The organism is Stenotrophomonas veracruzanensis (genome assembly GCF_032911525.1).
Taxonomy (GTDB): domain Bacteria; phylum Pseudomonadota; class Gammaproteobacteria; order Xanthomonadales; family Xanthomonadaceae; genus Stenotrophomonas; species Stenotrophomonas africana.
The window spans coordinates 1-14,648 of record NZ_JAWJTI010000011.1 but is presented as its reverse complement, the minus strand read 5'-3'; the positions used below and the strand labels follow the sequence as shown (position 1 = coordinate 14,648).

Below are 14,648 nucleotides of genomic sequence, written 5' to 3'. Positions count from 1 at the left end.
ACGCCGCCGATCGCGCCGCCATCGTCGGCTGACGGCTTTCCCCGGTGTCGGCTTTCCGACACAATCATGGCTCTTCCCGGGTTATCGTCCCGCGGACATGCACGCCTACGTCTATAAAAGCCAACTCAAGCCGGACACCTACGTCTACGTTCCCCGACGCGATGATTTCAGCGCGCTGCCTGCGCCGCTGCTCACCTCGCTGGGGACGCTTGCCTTCGTCCTGGAGGTGGCCCTGGATGCCCAGCGCCGCCTGGCCCAGGCCGATCCCGAAAAGGTCCGCAGCGAAATGAGCGAACGCGGGTTCTACCTGCAGGTGCCGCCGTCGGTGGCCAGCCTGATGCCGCGGCACTATGACTGACGCCTCCCGTCCGCGCGTACTGTCGATCGCCTTCGCCGTGGGTGCCGTACTGGCGCTGGGCGCCGCCGTGGGCGGCATTCCGGGTGCCATCCTTGCCGCCCTGGCGCAGCCTGCGTTCGCGCTGGGTGTGTCGTGGTGGCGCCGCAGCCGTGCGCTTCTGCCGCTGAAGGTGGTCGCACGCCAGGACCTGCCCGCGCTGCTGGCGCTGTGGGCCGCCGCACCGCTGCTGCTGGCGCTGCTGCTGGCCTGGCCGCTGGCGGCGCTGCGCGACAGCGGCAGCCTGGCCGCTGTGCTGGGCCTGAGCGTGCTGGTCAGTGCCGGCCTGCTGGCGGCTTGGCGTACCTGGCCGTTGTGGAACGACGTTGAACGCCTTGACGGCAGCCTGGCCCAGCATTGGCAGGCGCTGGCAGGGCGCGATCTGACCGCCTGGCGTGGCCTCGGCGTGGCCGCGCTGGTGATCGCACTGGCTGCACTGGTGGTGTTGCCGGCCTGGCCCGACCTGCTGCCGGAAAGCGCACGCTGGCCTGCCGCGCTGGCGGTGCTGGTGCTGTCGCCGCTGCTGCACCTGCTGCTGCAGCGGGTGGCGCCGGCGCCGCTGGTGTCGTTGCGCTCCAGCCCGTTGGCCACGGCCAGCAACGAGCACGAACCGATGTTTGCCGCCGCGGCCGAATCCGTGCCGCTGGAGGCGATGGCACCGCAGGAGCTGACCCCGGCACTGTATGAAGCCGCCCGCCATGGCCGCATCGACCGCGGCCTGCAGCTGCTGCAGGCCGGTGCCGATCCGTATGCGCTGCCGGACCCGAACTGGCGCGACCAGCGCAGCCTGGCGGTGCTGGCGGCGGTGCTGCCCGATCTGCGCCTGCTGCGCGAACTGATCGCCCGCGGCGTTGATGTGAATGCACCGCACCGGGGCATGACCCCGCTGCTGGCCGCCACCCGTGACAGCTGGCATGGTCGCCCCGAAGCGGTCATGACTCTGCTCGCCAACGGCGCTGATTCGCGTGCTACCGACAGCGATGGCAACACCCCGCTGCACCATGCCGCGCGCAGTTCCGACCCGGGCGTGGCGGCGCTGCTGCGCGATGCTGCCGCCGAAGTCGATGCATTGAACAACGAGGGCTGGTCACCGCTGGCCGTGGCCTGCCAGGTCGGCAACTGGCGCTTGGCTCGCTTCCTGCTCGAACGCGGTGCGCGCAGCGAACCGGCCGAGGGCACGCCGGTGCTGCTCGCCGCTGCTGCCACCGAAGACGATGATCCGGCCGGCGTGCAGCTGCTGCTCAAGCACAAGGCGCGCGCCGACGCCCGTGATCGCCAGCGCCGCAGTGCGCTGCACGAGGCGGCGCTGGCCGGCCACGTGGAAATCATCGGTGTGCTGCTCGCCGCCGGCGCCAATCTGGAAGCGCGCGATGCGCTTGGTCGCACGCCGTGGCTGGAAGCGGCCCGCGCCGGTCGCGCCGGTGTGATTGAACATCTGTTGCCGCACAAGCCCGACCTGATCGCGGTGGACGGCGAAGGCCGCAATGCGGTGCAGCTGGCCGTCATGGCCGAGGACGTCTCCCCGCTGCTGATCAAGCGCCTGGTCGATCTGGGCATTGCTGCCGATGCGACCGATCCGGTCGGCCGTCGCGCGGTGGATTACGCCGCCGAAGCCGGCCGCTGGGCGATCGTGGCCCTGCTGGATCTCTCCTATCCGTTGCCGGCTGCGGTCAGCGATGGTCTGGCCGAGCGCGGCGAAGCGGCCGCGGCCAGCGGCCTGCTGCCGGATCGCCCGCCGCTGACCCTGCTGCGCGAAGCGCTGGGCTTCGGCAACACCGACGGCATGGCCGCGCTGGCCAAGCTGTGCCAGCCGGAAGAACTGGGCAGCCTGCTGCTTGACCCCGAACTTGCGCTTGAGCCGGACGCGGTCGATTGGCTGCTGGCGCATGGTGCTGATCCCTACGTACGCGATGCCTGCTCGGACACGCCGATGTTCGCGCTGCTGTCGCGTGGCATCGATGCGGTGCCGGCGCTGCAGATGATGCTGCAGCGTGGCCTGTCACCGGCCGGACGAGGTGGCCTGGCGCGCTTCCTCGCCGCCTGCGCGCAGCACGACCAGGCCGCCCGTGGTCTGGAACAGCTGGCACTGGAACTGCTGGAACGTGGCGCCGATCCGTTCGCCGCTTCGCCGGCGGGTGATCCGCCGTTGTCGCTGGCGGTGCGCCTGGGCTGGCTGCGCCTGCAGCAGGCCCTGCTCAAGGCCGGTGTCGATCGCGAAGCGCGCGACAGCCATGGCATGACCGCATTGCACCTGGCCACCGCATTGGCCCGCGAAGGTGCGCTGAAGCTGCTGGTGCAGCACGGTGCCTCGCCGGAAGCCCGTGCTGCCGACGGGCAGACGCCGCTGGGCGTGGCGCTGTCGATCGGTCGCCGTGATCTGGCCGACTGGCTCGACTGGCGGGTATGGCCGTTGCCGCGCCGTACGCTGCGCGAGGCCGATCTGCCGGCCGCCGCGATGGCCGGTGATGTGGACGCCGTGCGCCGCCTGATCGACCTGGGCTTCGCCGTCGACGCGGTCGACGCACAGGGCTGCACCGCGCTGCTGCGTGCCGCCGGTGGTGGTCATCTGGCGGTGACCGACCTGCTGCTGGCGCGTGGCGCCGATCCGCAGCACGCTGCGGCCAGTGGGGCTACGCCGCTGTCGGCGGCGGTCAGCATGCGCCAGGTGGATATCGTCTCGGCCCTGCTCGATGCCGGCGCCAAGCTGGAACACCGCCTGCCGGGCGGCGTGACCGTGCTGATGCTGGCCTCGGCGCTGGGCCTGCCGGACATCGTCGCGCGCCTGCTCACCGCCGGCGCCGACGTGCATGCCGGTGATGCGCAGCAGCTGGGCCCGCTGCACTGTGCCGCGCTGTACGGCTTCAGTGCGCGCGACCGCTCGCGCCTGCTGGCCCTGCTCGACACCCTGCTGCTGGCCGGTGCCGAACCGGACCAAGCCGCCGCCGGTTCGGTCACGCCGCTGCTGCTGCTGCTGGGTGCGCGTGCCGAGCCGGGTACTGCCTGCGACGAGCAGGTGGTGATGGCGGCGGTAGAGCGCCTGCTGGATGAGGACGTCAGCCTGGACGTGCGTGATCCGCGCGGCTTCGGTCCGCTGCATCTGGCCGCGCTGCATGGCCTGCCGTTGCTGGTGCAGCGCCTGCTGCGCGCTGGTGCCGATCCGGAAGCGCGCGACAGCCTCAACCGCAGCCCGCGCGAGATCGCGGTGATGCGTGGCTTCATCGACGTGGCCGGCGAGTTCGAGCCGCGCGTGCCGGGTGTTTCGTCGATGGCGCGGTTCCTGCGCGACAACGGTTGATCCCTGGAAAAGGGTAGTGCCGGCCGCTGGCCGCCACGCCTACTTGCCGTCGCTTTCCGCGTCGGCCTCGAACAGGTGCATCAGGTCGTTGCGCGCATCGCGCGAGGTCTGGATCACCGCCGCCTCGTCGTCGTACACCAGGTACTGGTCGCGCAGCAGCTGTTCGTCGTGTTCGCGGAAGCGCTGCACATGGCGCTCGGCCACGTCCGGCGCCACGCCCAACGCAGTCAGCACGCGGCCGCTCATCTCCAGGCTGGTGCCGAACACTTCGCGGAACGGCTCGGCCGACATGTCCATCAGGCGCCACGCATGCTGGCGGTTGCGTGCGCGGGCCAGCACCTTCGCGTCCGGGTACAGCCGGCGCACCATGCGTACCGCGCGCAGGTTGGTCTCCGGGTCATCCACGGTGATCACGAACACATCGATGTGCTCGCCGCCGGCCGCACGCAGCATCTCCGGCCGGGTCGGGTCGCCGTAGTACAGCTGGTTGCCGAAGCGGCGCAGGTCGGCCACGGTGTCCGGATTCGCTTCCAGCGCCACGAACGGCACCTTCTGCGCGGTCAGCAGGCGCGCGATCACCTGGCCGAAGCGGCCCATGCCGGCGATCAGCACCTTGGGCCGGTTGTCCGGCGCCACCTTGTCGGCCTCGGCGGCCTGGCGCGGCGCCGCCTTCTCCTGGCCCAGCAGCTTGAGCAGCGCGATCATCAGCAGCGGCGTGATCGCCATCGACAGGCCGACGATCGCCACCAGCCGGTCGTGGTTGGCGTTGCCCAGCAGGTGCGCGCGCTGCGCCTCGTTGAATACGACGAAGGCGAACTCGCCGCCCAGCCACAGCACGCTGCCCAACAGCAGTGACTGCCGCGAACTGAGTTTGGCGATACGCCCGATCACGTACAGCAGGCTGAACTTCACAACCAGCAGGATCGCCACCCCGGCCGCGATCAGCCACGGCTCGGCGGCGATGCGGTCGAGGTCGATGCCCATGCCCACAGCGATGAAGAACAGGCCCAGCAGCAGGCCCTTGAACGGCTCGATCTGCGCTTCCAGTTCGTGCCGGAACTCCGAATCGGACAGCAGCACGCCAGCCAGGAACGCGCCCAGGCTGGGGCTGAGGCCGGCCTCCTGCATGAACCAGGCAGTGCCGAGCACCACCAGCAGGGCGGTGGCGGTGAATACTTCCGGGCTGCGGGTGCGTGCAATGATGCTGAACACCCTGCGCAGCACCGGGCGCCCGCACAGGATCACCACTGCCAGCGCACCCAGCGCCACCATCGCATCCTCGATGCGCAGGGTCTCGTTCTTCGCCCCGCCCAGCAGCGGGATGGCTGCCAGCAGCGGGATCGCGATCAGGTCCTGGAACAGCAGGATGGCAAAGCCCAGCCGGCCATGGTCGCTGTTGATCGCCTTGTGCTCGGACAGCAGCTGCAGGCCGACCGCCGTGGACGACAGTGCCAGCGCCACGCCCACCACCAGCGCGCTTTTCCATTGGAAATGGTCAAGCAGCAGCAGGCCACCCAGCACCAGCCCGGACAGCGCCACCTGCGCTGCACCGGCGCCGAACACCGAGCGCCGCATCACCTTCAGGCGTGCCGGCGACAGCTCCAGGCCGATCACGAACAGCAGCATCACCACGCCGATCTCGGCGGCGCCAAGGATGCGGTCGGCATCCTGCACGAAGCCCAGCCCGTCCGGGCCCAGCACCACCCCGGCCGCCAGGTAGCCCAGCACCGCACCGAAGCCGAATCTCTTGAACACCGGCACGGCGATGACCGCCGCCAGCAGCAGCACCAGGGCCAGTTCCAGACCACCGCTATGCATGGGAATACCTGGTCATCGGGGAAGCCCGCAGTGCGTCCGGTCGGGTGGGGAAAAGCGTGGCGAACGCCACCCCGCCATTATGCGCGCCAGTCTGTGTACGCACGAGAACAACCGGCCGGGTCCCGCCGCAGGGCCGCCGGGTTGACCTGCATGGCCCACGGGTCCAGACTGCCCGCCGCTGGCGGCGCGTCCGTCGGCATACGCATCCCGGAGTCCCCAACCCATGTCCAGCGACAGTAGAAGTCGACCTCGTTCGACGCCAGCGATGGCCACCGCCTGACATCGGGACGGTTTGCCTGCGTTGGCGTTGCGCGAGGTCGCACCCCCACAAGGCAAACCCGATGAACCAGAAGCAATTGCTGCGCCAGGTGGCCGATGCCGCCGCACTGGCCGCACCGCTGGCGAACTACAACACCGCCGACGCGGTGGAATTCCTCAACACGCTGGAACTGACCCGCGCCGCGGAAACGCTGGCCGCGCTGCCGTTGCCGCGTGCGGTGAAGATGCTCGAAGCACCCGAACTGCAGCGCAGCGGGGAGCTGGTGGCCGAGCTGCCACCGGCGCGCGCCGCCGCGCTGCTTGGACTGATGGCCGACGATCGCGCCACCGATATCGTCCATGAGCTGGACGAAGAGGAACGCGCGCGGCTGATCCCGCTGCTGGGCACCGACGCCCGCCAAGCCATCCAGAAGCTGCTCAGCTACCCGCCGAACACCGCCGGCGCGCTGATGACCACCGAGTACGTGGCGGTGCCTGCCAGCTGGACCGTGGCGCAGACCCTGCAGCACATCCGCCAGGTCGAGCGCACCCGCGAGACGGTGTACGCGATCTACGTGCTGGACCCGGCCAGCCAACAGCTGCAGCAGGTGGTGACCATGCGCAGGCTGATCACCGGCCTGCCCGAGGAGTCGATCCTGGACGTGGCGCAGGTCAATCCGCCGGTGACGGTGGACGCGCTGATGGACCAGGAAGAAGTGGCGCGGCTGATCCGCCGCCACGACCTGCTGGCGATTCCGGTGGTGGACGACCAGCAGCAGATGCTGGGCATCGTCACCGTGGACGACGTGCTCGATGCGCTGATCGAGGAATCCACCGAGGACGCGCACAAGTTCGGCGGCATGGAAGCACTGGACAAGCCGTACATGCAGATCGGCTTCCTCGAGATGCTGCGCAAGCGCGCCGGTTGGCTGAGCGTGCTGTTCCTGGGTGAGATGCTGACCGCCAGCGCGATGCAGCACTACGAGGACGAACTGGCACGCGCGGTGGTGTTGACCCTGTTCATTCCACTGATCATGAGTTCGGGTGGCAATTCCGGTTCGCAGGCCACCTCGTTGCTGATCCGCAGCCTGGCGCTGCGCGAACTGCGCCTGCGCGACTGGTGGAAGGTGGCCCTGCGCGAGATCCCGACCGGCATGGTGCTGGGCGCGATCCTTGGCTGCCTGGCCATCGTGCGCATCGTGATCTGGCAACTGGGCGGCCTGCACGACTACGGCGAGCACTGGATCCTGCTGGCGATCACCATCGGCGCCGCGCTGGTCGGCATCGTCACCTTCGGTTCGCTGTCCGGCTCGATGCTGCCCTTCATCCTCAAGCGGCTCGGCTTCGACCCTGCCAGCGCTTCGGCGCCGTTCGTGGCCACCCTGGTGGATGTGACCGGCCTGGTGATCTATTTCAGTATCGCCGCGATGATCCTGCACGGCACGCTGCTGTAACAAAAAAGGGGACGGAGGGGATTAAGTCGTTTGCGGCACAAACGACTTAATCCCCTCCGTCCCCTTTTTTGGGTACCGTAGGCGCATGAGTACCTACCACCTGCAGTCTGTGTTCCGTCCGCAGTCGGTCGCGGTGATCGGCGGCAGTCCGCGTGAGCGTTCGGCCGGCCGCGCGGTGATGCGCAACCTGCGCGGCACCGGTTTCCCCGGCAAGGTGGCGTGGATCAACCCGCGGCATGCCGAGATCGATGGCATCCGCACGATCAAACGGTTGAAGGACCTGGACTGGGTGCCGGACCTGGTGGTGATCACCGCACCGGCGGCGATCGTGCCGCAGGTGGTGCGTACCGCCGCAGAACGCGGTGTGCAGGCAGCGATCATCCTCACCGCGCACCTGGGCGAAGGCCCGGGCTCGTTGTCGGAACAGGTGGAGACGGTGGCGCGCAAGCACGGCCTGCGCATCCTTGGCCCACACTGCCTGGGCGTGATCGCACCGCATGCACGGCTCAACGCCAGCATCGCCGCACACTTCCCGCAGGCCGGCGACCTCGCCCTGATCTCAGAATCCTCGGCCATTGCCGCCGCGCTGGTGGAGTGGGGTGTGGCGCGTTCGGTCGGCTTCTCCGCCGTGGTTTCGCTGGGCGACACGATGGACGTCGACTTCGGCGACCTGCTCGATTACTTCGCCACCGACTACCGCACCCGCGCCATCCTGCTCTATGTCGAGCAGATCAAGGATGCGCGCAAGTTCATGTCGGCCGCGCGTGCCGCCGCCCGTGCCAAGCCGGTGGTGGTGGTGAAGTCCGGCCGCGCCGAGCGGGTGCAGCCGGGCAGCCGCGATACCCATGTGCAGGCCCTGGCCCGCGCCGACGACGTCTACGGTGCGGCGTTCAACCGTGCCGGCCTGCTGCGTGTCAGCGCGCTGGACGAACTGTTCACCGCTGCTGAATCGCTGGGCCGGTTGGGGACCTTCCCCGGTCGTCGCCTGGCCATTCTCAGCAATGGTGGCGGTGTCGGCCGCCTTGCCGTGGACCAGCTGATCGCGCTGCGCGGCACGCTGGCCAACCTGTCCGACAGTACGGTGCAGAAGCTCGATGCGGTGCTGCCGCAGGGCTGGTCGCGCAGCAATCCGGTCGACATCGTGGTCGACGCCGATGGTGAGCGCTATGCCACCGCCATCGAAGCGCTGCTGGCCGACAACGAGAATGATGCGGTGATGGTGGTCAACGTGCCGACCGCATTCACCTCGTCTGCAGACGCTGCGCAGGCGCTCACCCGCACACTGGGCCTGCGCCCGCGCCACCATCGCGACAAGCCGGTTTTCGCGGTATGGCTGGGCAACGACGACCAGGCCACCGCCACGCTCAACGCGGCGCGGGTGCCGACCTATCCGACCGAGGCGGAGGCCGTACGTGGCTTCCAGCATCTGGTGCGTTACCGCGAAGCGCAGAACGCCCTGATGGAAACGCCGCCCAGCTTGCCGCAGGACTTCAATGTCGATGCGGCGGCCGCGCGTGCCCTGGTTGATGCAGCGCTGGCCAACGGCCAGCAGTGGCTGGACCCGCTGGCCACGCATGAACTGCTCAAGGCCTATGGCATTCCGTCCGCGCCGGTGATGCACGCGCGCGATGCGCACGAGGCGATGGACCTGGCGCAGCCGCTGCTGGAGCGCGGTGCCACGGTCGCACTGAAGATTCTCTCGCCGGATATTCCGCACAAGTCGGAAGTGGATGGCGTGCGCCTCAATCTGTCCACGCTGCCGGCGGTGCAGAGCGCGGCCAACGCGATCCTGTCGCGCGCACGCCAGCTGCGGCCGGATGCACGCATCGATGGCCTGCTGGTACAGCCGACCATCGTTCGCCCGAAGGCGCGCGAGTTGATTGTCGGCATCGCCGATGACGCGACGTTCGGTCCGGTGATCGTGGTCGGTCGCGGCGGCACTGCCGTTGAAGTGATCAACGACAAGGCGCTGGCGCTGCCGCCGCTGGACCTGCGCCTGGCCCATGAGCTGATCGGCCAGACCCGTGCCTCGCGCATCCTCAAGGCCTATGGCGATGTGCCTGCCGCCGACGAGCGCGCACTGGCATTGGCGCTGGTCAAGCTGGCACAACTGGCCGCCGACATTCCCGAAGTACGCACGCTGGACATCAATCCGTTGCTGGTCGACAGCAAGGGCATCCTCGCCCTCGACGCACGTGTGGCCGTGGCACCGTCGCGCATCCTGCACAAGGGCCGTGGCCATCCGCGCTTTTCGGTATTCCCATACCCGAAGGAGTGGGAGCGCACCATCGAACTGTCCGATGGCGGCCGCGCCTTCGTGCGCCCGGTGCGGCCGGAGGACGATGCGCTGTTCCGTGCGTTCTTCGCCCGCGTCAGCGACGAGGATCTGCGCCTGCGCTTCTTCCAGTCGGTGAAGCACTTCAGCCACGAGTTCATCGCCCGCCTGACCCAGCTCGACTACGCACGCTCGATCGCGCTGGTGGCGATCGAACCGCGCAGTGGCGAAATGCTCGGCGCGGTGCGCCTGCACGCCGATGCCGATTACCACCGTGGCGAGTACGGCATCCTGATCCGCTCGGACCTGAAGGGACACGGCATCGGCTGGCGGCTGATGGCGATCATGATCGAGTATGCCAAGTGGCTGGGCCTGGACGTGGTCGAAGGCCAGGTGCTGCGCGAGAACAGCACCATGCTGGCGATGTGCCAGAGCCTGGGCTTCAAGACCAAGCTCGATCCGGACGACCCGACGGTGATGATGGTGACCCTGCCGGTGCAGCAGGTCGAGGTGCCGACGGCACCGCTGTAGAGTCGAGCTTGCTCGACTGTTGCCATCGAAAGCAGTCGAGCAAGCTCGACTCTACGACCAGGCTACCGCAACGGTTCCACCACCACCGCCGTGCCATAGCACAGCACCTCGGTCAGCCCGGTCATCACGTCGGTGGCGTCGTAGCGCATGCCGATGATCGCGTTGGCGCCGAGCTGCCGCGCATGCTTGATCAGGTCGCGGCAGGTTTCCTCGCGGGCCTGTTCGCACAGCTCGGTGTAGAGGGTGATGTTGCCACCGAAAATCGTCTGGATGCCCCGAGGAAGTTGCCGACGATCGAGCGCGAGCGCACGGTGATGCCGCGCACCACGCCCAGGTTGCGCGTGATGCGGAAGCCGGGCAGCTCGAAGGTGGTGGTGACCAGTGAATCGTCGAAACGTGCCAGCGAGGTCGTCGGATTGCCGCTGTTGCGGGGGTCTGCCATGGCCGCGTCCGTGTCGCTGCCTTCTGTAGAGTCGAGCCGTGCTCGACTGGCTGTGCAGCAGTCGAGCATGGCTCGACTCCACAATGCAACCGCCCGTTGCGGCATGGTTCCGTCACCGTGATGGCGCGACAATACCCACCATGACCGACCGTATCCCCCTGTTGTTGCTGCCCGGCCTGCTCAACGACGCCGAGCTGTGGCGCGCACAGCTGGCCGACCTGGCCGATATTGCCGATTGCACCGTGGGTGACCAGACCCGTGGTGAGACGCTGCAGGCGGTGGCCGAGGACGTGTTGGCGCAGGCACCCGAGCGCTTCGCCCTGGCGGGTTTCTCGCTGGGCGGTTTCGTCGCCCAGCAGATCCTGCGCATCGCGCCGGATCGCGTGCTGCAGCTGGCGTTGATCGATACCTCGATCCACGCTGATTCACCGGAACGTGCCGAACAGCGCCGCAGCCAGCGCGCCAGCGTGCGCCTGCCCGGCAAGTTCCATGGCTTCGGCGACGCGCTGATGCGCAGCTACATCGATGCCTCGCGGCTGGATGACTACGTACTGGTGCAGCGCGTGCGCGATATGACCGCTCGCTTGGGCGCGGAAGTGTTCCTGCGCCAGAGCGGGCTGGAACGCCGCGATGGGCATGATGTGCTGGCCGGTTACCGCGATCCGCTGTTGATCGTGTGCGGCGCAAACGACCGCATCACGCCGCTGGCGGTCAGCGAGGAAATGCACGCCCTGGTGCCGCATTCGCAGCTGGTGGTGGTGCCCGACTGCGGGCACCTGGCACCGATGGAAAAGCCAGACGAAGTCAGTGCGGCGATGCGCGGGTGGTTGCTGCAGGCGTAGGCCAAAGCCGCTTCTGGTGGGTGCGGACCTTGGTCCGCACGGTGTTTCAATGATCCATCAGAGGTCAGTGCCGACCAAGGTCGGCACCTACCGATTGCGATCCGCAACCGCAGTTGGGTTCAATCCCAGGCGGGTGCAATCCCTTCCGGGTTGGCCAGGCGATGGCCGCGGTCCAGCTTGGCGATCTGCGCCATGTCTTCGTCGGTCAGGCGGATTGCTGCCGCTTCCAGGTTGCTCGAGAGATTCTCGCGCTTGGTCGACGACGGGATCACCGAGAAGCCCTGCTGCAGCGCCCAGGCCAGTGCGATCTGCGCCGGGGTGGCCTGGTGACGGCCGGCAATAGCCTGGATCACCGGGTCCTTGATCACCTCGCCATAGGCCAGGCTCATGTAGGCAGTGATGTGGATGCCGTTGTCCTGCAGGAACTTCACCAGCAGGCGGTTCTGAAGGTACGGGTGGATCTCGATCTGGTTGGTGGCGATGGCGTCGGCACCGAGGATGCCGATCGCCTTGCGGGTCTGCGCGATGGTGAAGTTGGAGATGCCGATCGCCTTCGTCAGACCCTGTGCCTTGGCCTCGGCCAGTGCGGTCAGGTACTCCTCCATCGGCACGTCGACCTTGTCGTTCGGCGACGGCCAGTGGATCAGTGCCAGATCGACGTGGTCGGTGCGCAGCTTCTCCAGACTGGTACGCAGGCTGGCCAGCAGCGCTTCGCGCTTGAACTCGGTGATCCAGACCTTGGTGGTCAGGTAGATCTCTTCGCGCGGCACGCCGGAATCGGCGATGGCCTGGCCGACCTCGGCTTCATTGCCGTAGATCTGCGCGGTATCGATGGCGCGGTAGCCGACATCCAGCGCGTTGCGCACGGAGTCGATCACGGTCTGGTCTTTCAGGCGGAAGGTGCCGAGACCGAAGGCGGGGACAGTCATGGGGAGCTCCAGCAGAGGGGGAGGGATGCGAATATCCGGCAAAGGGTAGGCCACTGGCTGCATGCGTGCCGGCAACGGTGCATTGCACCACCGTACCGGCAAGGCGCCGGCACGGCATGACATCGCTCAATGCGCGGCCACGGCGATGCCATCGGCGCGGTCATCAATGCCGTCGCGGCGGTCCAGGCGGCCGCTGAGCACCGTCAACGCATACGCGCCTACCACCACCAGTGCGCCCAGCCACGGCGTGTGCATCAGGCCGATGTGCTCCACCACCAGGCCGCCGAGCGAGGCGCCCAGCGCGATGCCGATGTTGAAGGCGGCAATGTTCAGCCCCGAGGCCACGTCAGTGGCCTGCGGCGCATAGCGCTGGGCCTGCTTGACCACGTACACCTGCAGGCCGGGCACGTTGCCGAACGCCACCGCACCCAGCGCCAGTACCGTCAGCAGCATCAGCCAGGTGTTGTAGGCGGTGAAGGTGAGCACGAACAGCACGACGGCCAACAGGGCGAAGATGCGCTTCAGCGCGGGCACCGGACCCATGCGGTCGGCCATGCGCCCACCCCACAGGTTGCCGATCGCCACCGACACGCCGTACACCAGCAGCACCAGGCTGACCGCATTGGCGGAGAAACCAGTGACGTCCTGCAGGATCGGCGCCAGATAGGTGAAGGCCAGGAAGGTGCCGCCGTAGCCCAGCGCGGTCATCGCATACACCAGCAGGAGGCGGGGCCGGGCGAGCACGGCCAGCTGCTGGCGGAAGCTGGCCGGCGTACTCTGCGGCAGGCTGCGCGGCACGAACAGCAGCGCGCCGAGCAGGGCGATCACGCCGAGGCCGGCCACCGCCAGGAAGGTGGCGCGCCAGCCCAGGTGCTGGCCGATGAAGGTGCCCAGCGGCACCCCGGTCACCAGTGCCACGGTCAGGCCGGTGAACATGATCGCGATCGCGCTGGCGGCCTTCTCCTTCGGCACCACCGCGGTGGCGATGATCGAACCGATCGAGAAGAACACGCCGTGGGCGAGGCCGGTGAGGATGCGGGCGATGATCAGCGAGGTGTAGCCCGGCGCCAGGAAGGCGATGACGTTGCCGAGGGTGAACAGCACCATCAGGGCCACCAGCAGCGACTTGCGCGGTACGCGGCCGGTGAGCGCGGTCAGCACCGGCGCACCGATGGCCACGCCGAGGGCATACAGCGAGACCAGCAGGCCGGCCGAGGGCAGGCTGACCTGGAGGTCGGCGGCAATGGTGGGAATCAGGCCGACGATGACGAACTCGGTGGTACCGATGGCGAAGGCACCGAGGGTCAACGCCAGCAGGGCGAGGGGAATGCCACGGATCATGGCCGGCTCCGGAGGGAAGGAAGGCGCGCAGTGTGCGCGGCGCACCTTTGCCGAAAAACCGGTCTTCACGCCAATCACTATTGCCGCTCAGTCAATAATGGCGGCATGAAGACCACTCTGGACGAAATGCAGGCCTTCCTCACGGTCATCGACAGCGGGTCGATCAGTGCCGCTGCCGAGCAGCTGGGGCAGACGCCCTCGGGCGTGAGCCGTGCGCTGGGCCGGCTGGAGGACAAGCTGGGGATCACCCTGCTGACCCGCACCACCCGCCGACTGCACCTGACCGCCGAGGGCGAGGCATTCCTGCGCCATGCACGGGCGATCATCGATGCGGTGGAATCGGCCGAGGAACAGATGGCGGCGCGCCGCGAGCGCCCGGCTGGGCGCCTGCGGGTGGATGCGGCGATGCCGTTCGTGTTGCACGTGATCGCGCCGCTGGTGAGCGGCTATCGTGCGCGCTACCCGGAAGTGCAGCTGGAGTTGAACAGCTCCGACCGCTACATCGACCTGCTCGAGCGGCGCACCGATCTGGCGATCCGGATCGGGCCGCTGGCCGACTCCACCCTGCATGCGCGGCCGTTGGGGCGGTGCCAGCTGCGACTGGTGGCCAGCCCGGCCTACCTGGCTGCACACGGCGAACCGACCAGCGTCGCCGCGCTGGGCCAGCACACGCTGCTCAGCTTCAACGAGCCGGAATCGTTGAATCACTGGCCGCTGCCGGGCGATGCCAATGGCCTGCTGAGGGTGCGTCCGGATATCGCGGTGTCCAGCGGGGAAACACTACGCCGACTGGCGGTGGAAGGCGTCGGCATCACCTGCCTGTCCGACTTCGTCACCGACCGCGACCGCGCTGCCGGCACGCTGGTGTCGGTGCTGGCGGCGCAGACGCTGGATGTGTACCAGCCGATCCACGCGGTGTACTACCGCAACACCGCGGTGTCCTCACGGATCAGCTCGTTCGTGGATTACCTGGGTGAAGCAATGGCGCAGAGCGATTACGTGCGCTGAGGTCGTGGTGGGGTTGCCGGCCAGCGGCCGGCACTACCGCAGGTTACGGTGGGTGCGGGAC

9 protein-coding genes and 1 pseudogene are annotated in these 14,648 nt (G+C 68.2%); 6 read left to right on the top strand and 4 right to left on the bottom strand.

The window, feature by feature from the left end:
• Positions 1 to 97 precede the first annotated feature (97 nt).
• Together R1H25_RS09705 and R1H25_RS09700 are read left to right on the top strand one after the other, a co-directional pair.
• Positions 98 to 358, top strand: coding sequence for a YcgL domain-containing protein (locus R1H25_RS09705; protein ID WP_014648833.1), 261 nt, complete (start codon positions 98 to 100; stop codon positions 356 to 358).
• Complete coding sequence (locus R1H25_RS09700) at positions 351 to 3,689, top strand: ankyrin repeat domain-containing protein (RefSeq protein WP_317223463.1); 3,339 nt, start codon at positions 351 to 353, stop codon at positions 3,687 to 3,689. The genes R1H25_RS09705 and R1H25_RS09700 overlap by 8 nt, the downstream gene beginning before the upstream one ends.
• A gap of 39 nt (positions 3,690 to 3,728) precedes the next feature.
• On the opposite strand, the gene R1H25_RS09695 is transcribed toward R1H25_RS09700, so the two are convergent.
• Positions 3,729 to 5,507, bottom strand: a complete 1,779-nt coding sequence (locus tag R1H25_RS09695; RefSeq protein ID WP_049443710.1) for a monovalent cation:proton antiporter-2 (CPA2) family protein — start codon at positions 5,505 to 5,507, stop codon at positions 3,729 to 3,731.
• Positions 5,508 to 5,848: 341 nt separating this feature from the next.
• Here R1H25_RS09695 and mgtE point away from each other — a divergent pair, with 341 nt between their 5' ends.
• Both mgtE and R1H25_RS09685 read left to right on the top strand, forming a co-directional pair.
• The gene (mgtE, locus tag R1H25_RS09690; protein ID WP_057500866.1) at positions 5,849 to 7,219 is read left to right on the top strand and encodes a magnesium transporter; all 1,371 of its coding nucleotides are present in this window, start codon (positions 5,849 to 5,851) and stop codon (positions 7,217 to 7,219) included.
• 85 nt (positions 7,220 to 7,304) lie between these two features.
• Entirely contained in the window at positions 7,305 to 10,025 is a 2,721-nt protein-coding gene (locus R1H25_RS09685) for a bifunctional acetate--CoA ligase family protein/GNAT family N-acetyltransferase (protein WP_317223462.1), read from the top strand.
• 62 nt (positions 10,026 to 10,087) lie between these two features.
• On the opposite strand, the pseudogene R1H25_RS09680 reads toward R1H25_RS09685, so the two are convergent.
• A pseudogene (locus tag R1H25_RS09680) lies at positions 10,088 to 10,467 on the bottom strand (YbjQ family protein).
• A 140-nt stretch (positions 10,468 to 10,607) separates the two neighbouring features.
• Between R1H25_RS09680 and R1H25_RS09675 the strand changes: the two are divergent.
• Entirely contained in the window at positions 10,608 to 11,309 is a 702-nt protein-coding gene (locus R1H25_RS09675; RefSeq protein WP_317223461.1) for an alpha/beta hydrolase, read from the top strand.
• A 119-nt stretch (positions 11,310 to 11,428) separates the two neighbouring features.
• Here the strand turns inward: R1H25_RS09675 and dkgB are convergent, their stop codons facing one another.
• Positions 11,429 to 12,238 carry a 2,5-didehydrogluconate reductase DkgB gene (dkgB, locus tag R1H25_RS09670; RefSeq protein ID WP_057500862.1) on the bottom strand — a complete coding sequence of 270 codons (810 nt, stop codon included), beginning with the start codon at positions 12,236 to 12,238 and terminating at the stop codon, positions 11,429 to 11,431.
• Positions 12,239 to 12,364: 126 nt separating this feature from the next.
• Positions 12,365 to 13,579, bottom strand: coding sequence for an MFS transporter (locus R1H25_RS09665; protein WP_317223460.1), 1,215 nt, complete (start codon positions 13,577 to 13,579; stop codon positions 12,365 to 12,367).
• A 105-nt stretch (positions 13,580 to 13,684) separates the two neighbouring features.
• Here R1H25_RS09665 and R1H25_RS09660 point away from each other — a divergent pair, with 105 nt between their 5' ends.
• On the top strand, positions 13,685 to 14,587 hold the full coding sequence (locus tag R1H25_RS09660; RefSeq protein WP_317223459.1) for a LysR substrate-binding domain-containing protein: 903 nt from the start codon (positions 13,685 to 13,687) through the stop codon (positions 14,585 to 14,587).
• The last annotated feature ends 61 nt before the right edge of the window (positions 14,588 to 14,648 follow it).

Coding starts and splice junctions, on each gene's coding strand:
- R1H25_RS09705 (WP_014648833.1), top strand. CDS start 98: ATGCACGCCTACGTCTATAAAAGCCAACTCAAGCCGGACACCTACGTC.
- R1H25_RS09685 (WP_317223462.1), top strand. CDS start 7,305: ATGAGTACCTACCACCTGCAGTCTGTGTTCCGTCCGCAGTCGGTCGCG.
- R1H25_RS09660 (WP_317223459.1), top strand. CDS start 13,685: ATGAAGACCACTCTGGACGAAATGCAGGCCTTCCTCACGGTCATCGAC.
- R1H25_RS09675 (WP_317223461.1), top strand. CDS start 10,608: ATGACCGACCGTATCCCCCTGTTGTTGCTGCCCGGCCTGCTCAACGAC.
- dkgB (WP_057500862.1), bottom strand. CDS start 12,238: ATGACTGTCCCCGCCTTCGGTCTCGGCACCTTCCGCCTGAAAGACCAG.
- R1H25_RS09700 (WP_317223463.1), top strand. CDS start 351: ATGACTGACGCCTCCCGTCCGCGCGTACTGTCGATCGCCTTCGCCGTG.
- R1H25_RS09695 (WP_049443710.1), bottom strand. CDS start 5,507: ATGCATAGCGGTGGTCTGGAACTGGCCCTGGTGCTGCTGCTGGCGGCG.
- mgtE (WP_057500866.1), top strand. CDS start 5,849: ATGAACCAGAAGCAATTGCTGCGCCAGGTGGCCGATGCCGCCGCACTG.
- R1H25_RS09665 (WP_317223460.1), bottom strand. CDS start 13,579: ATGATCCGTGGCATTCCCCTCGCCCTGCTGGCGTTGACCCTCGGTGCC.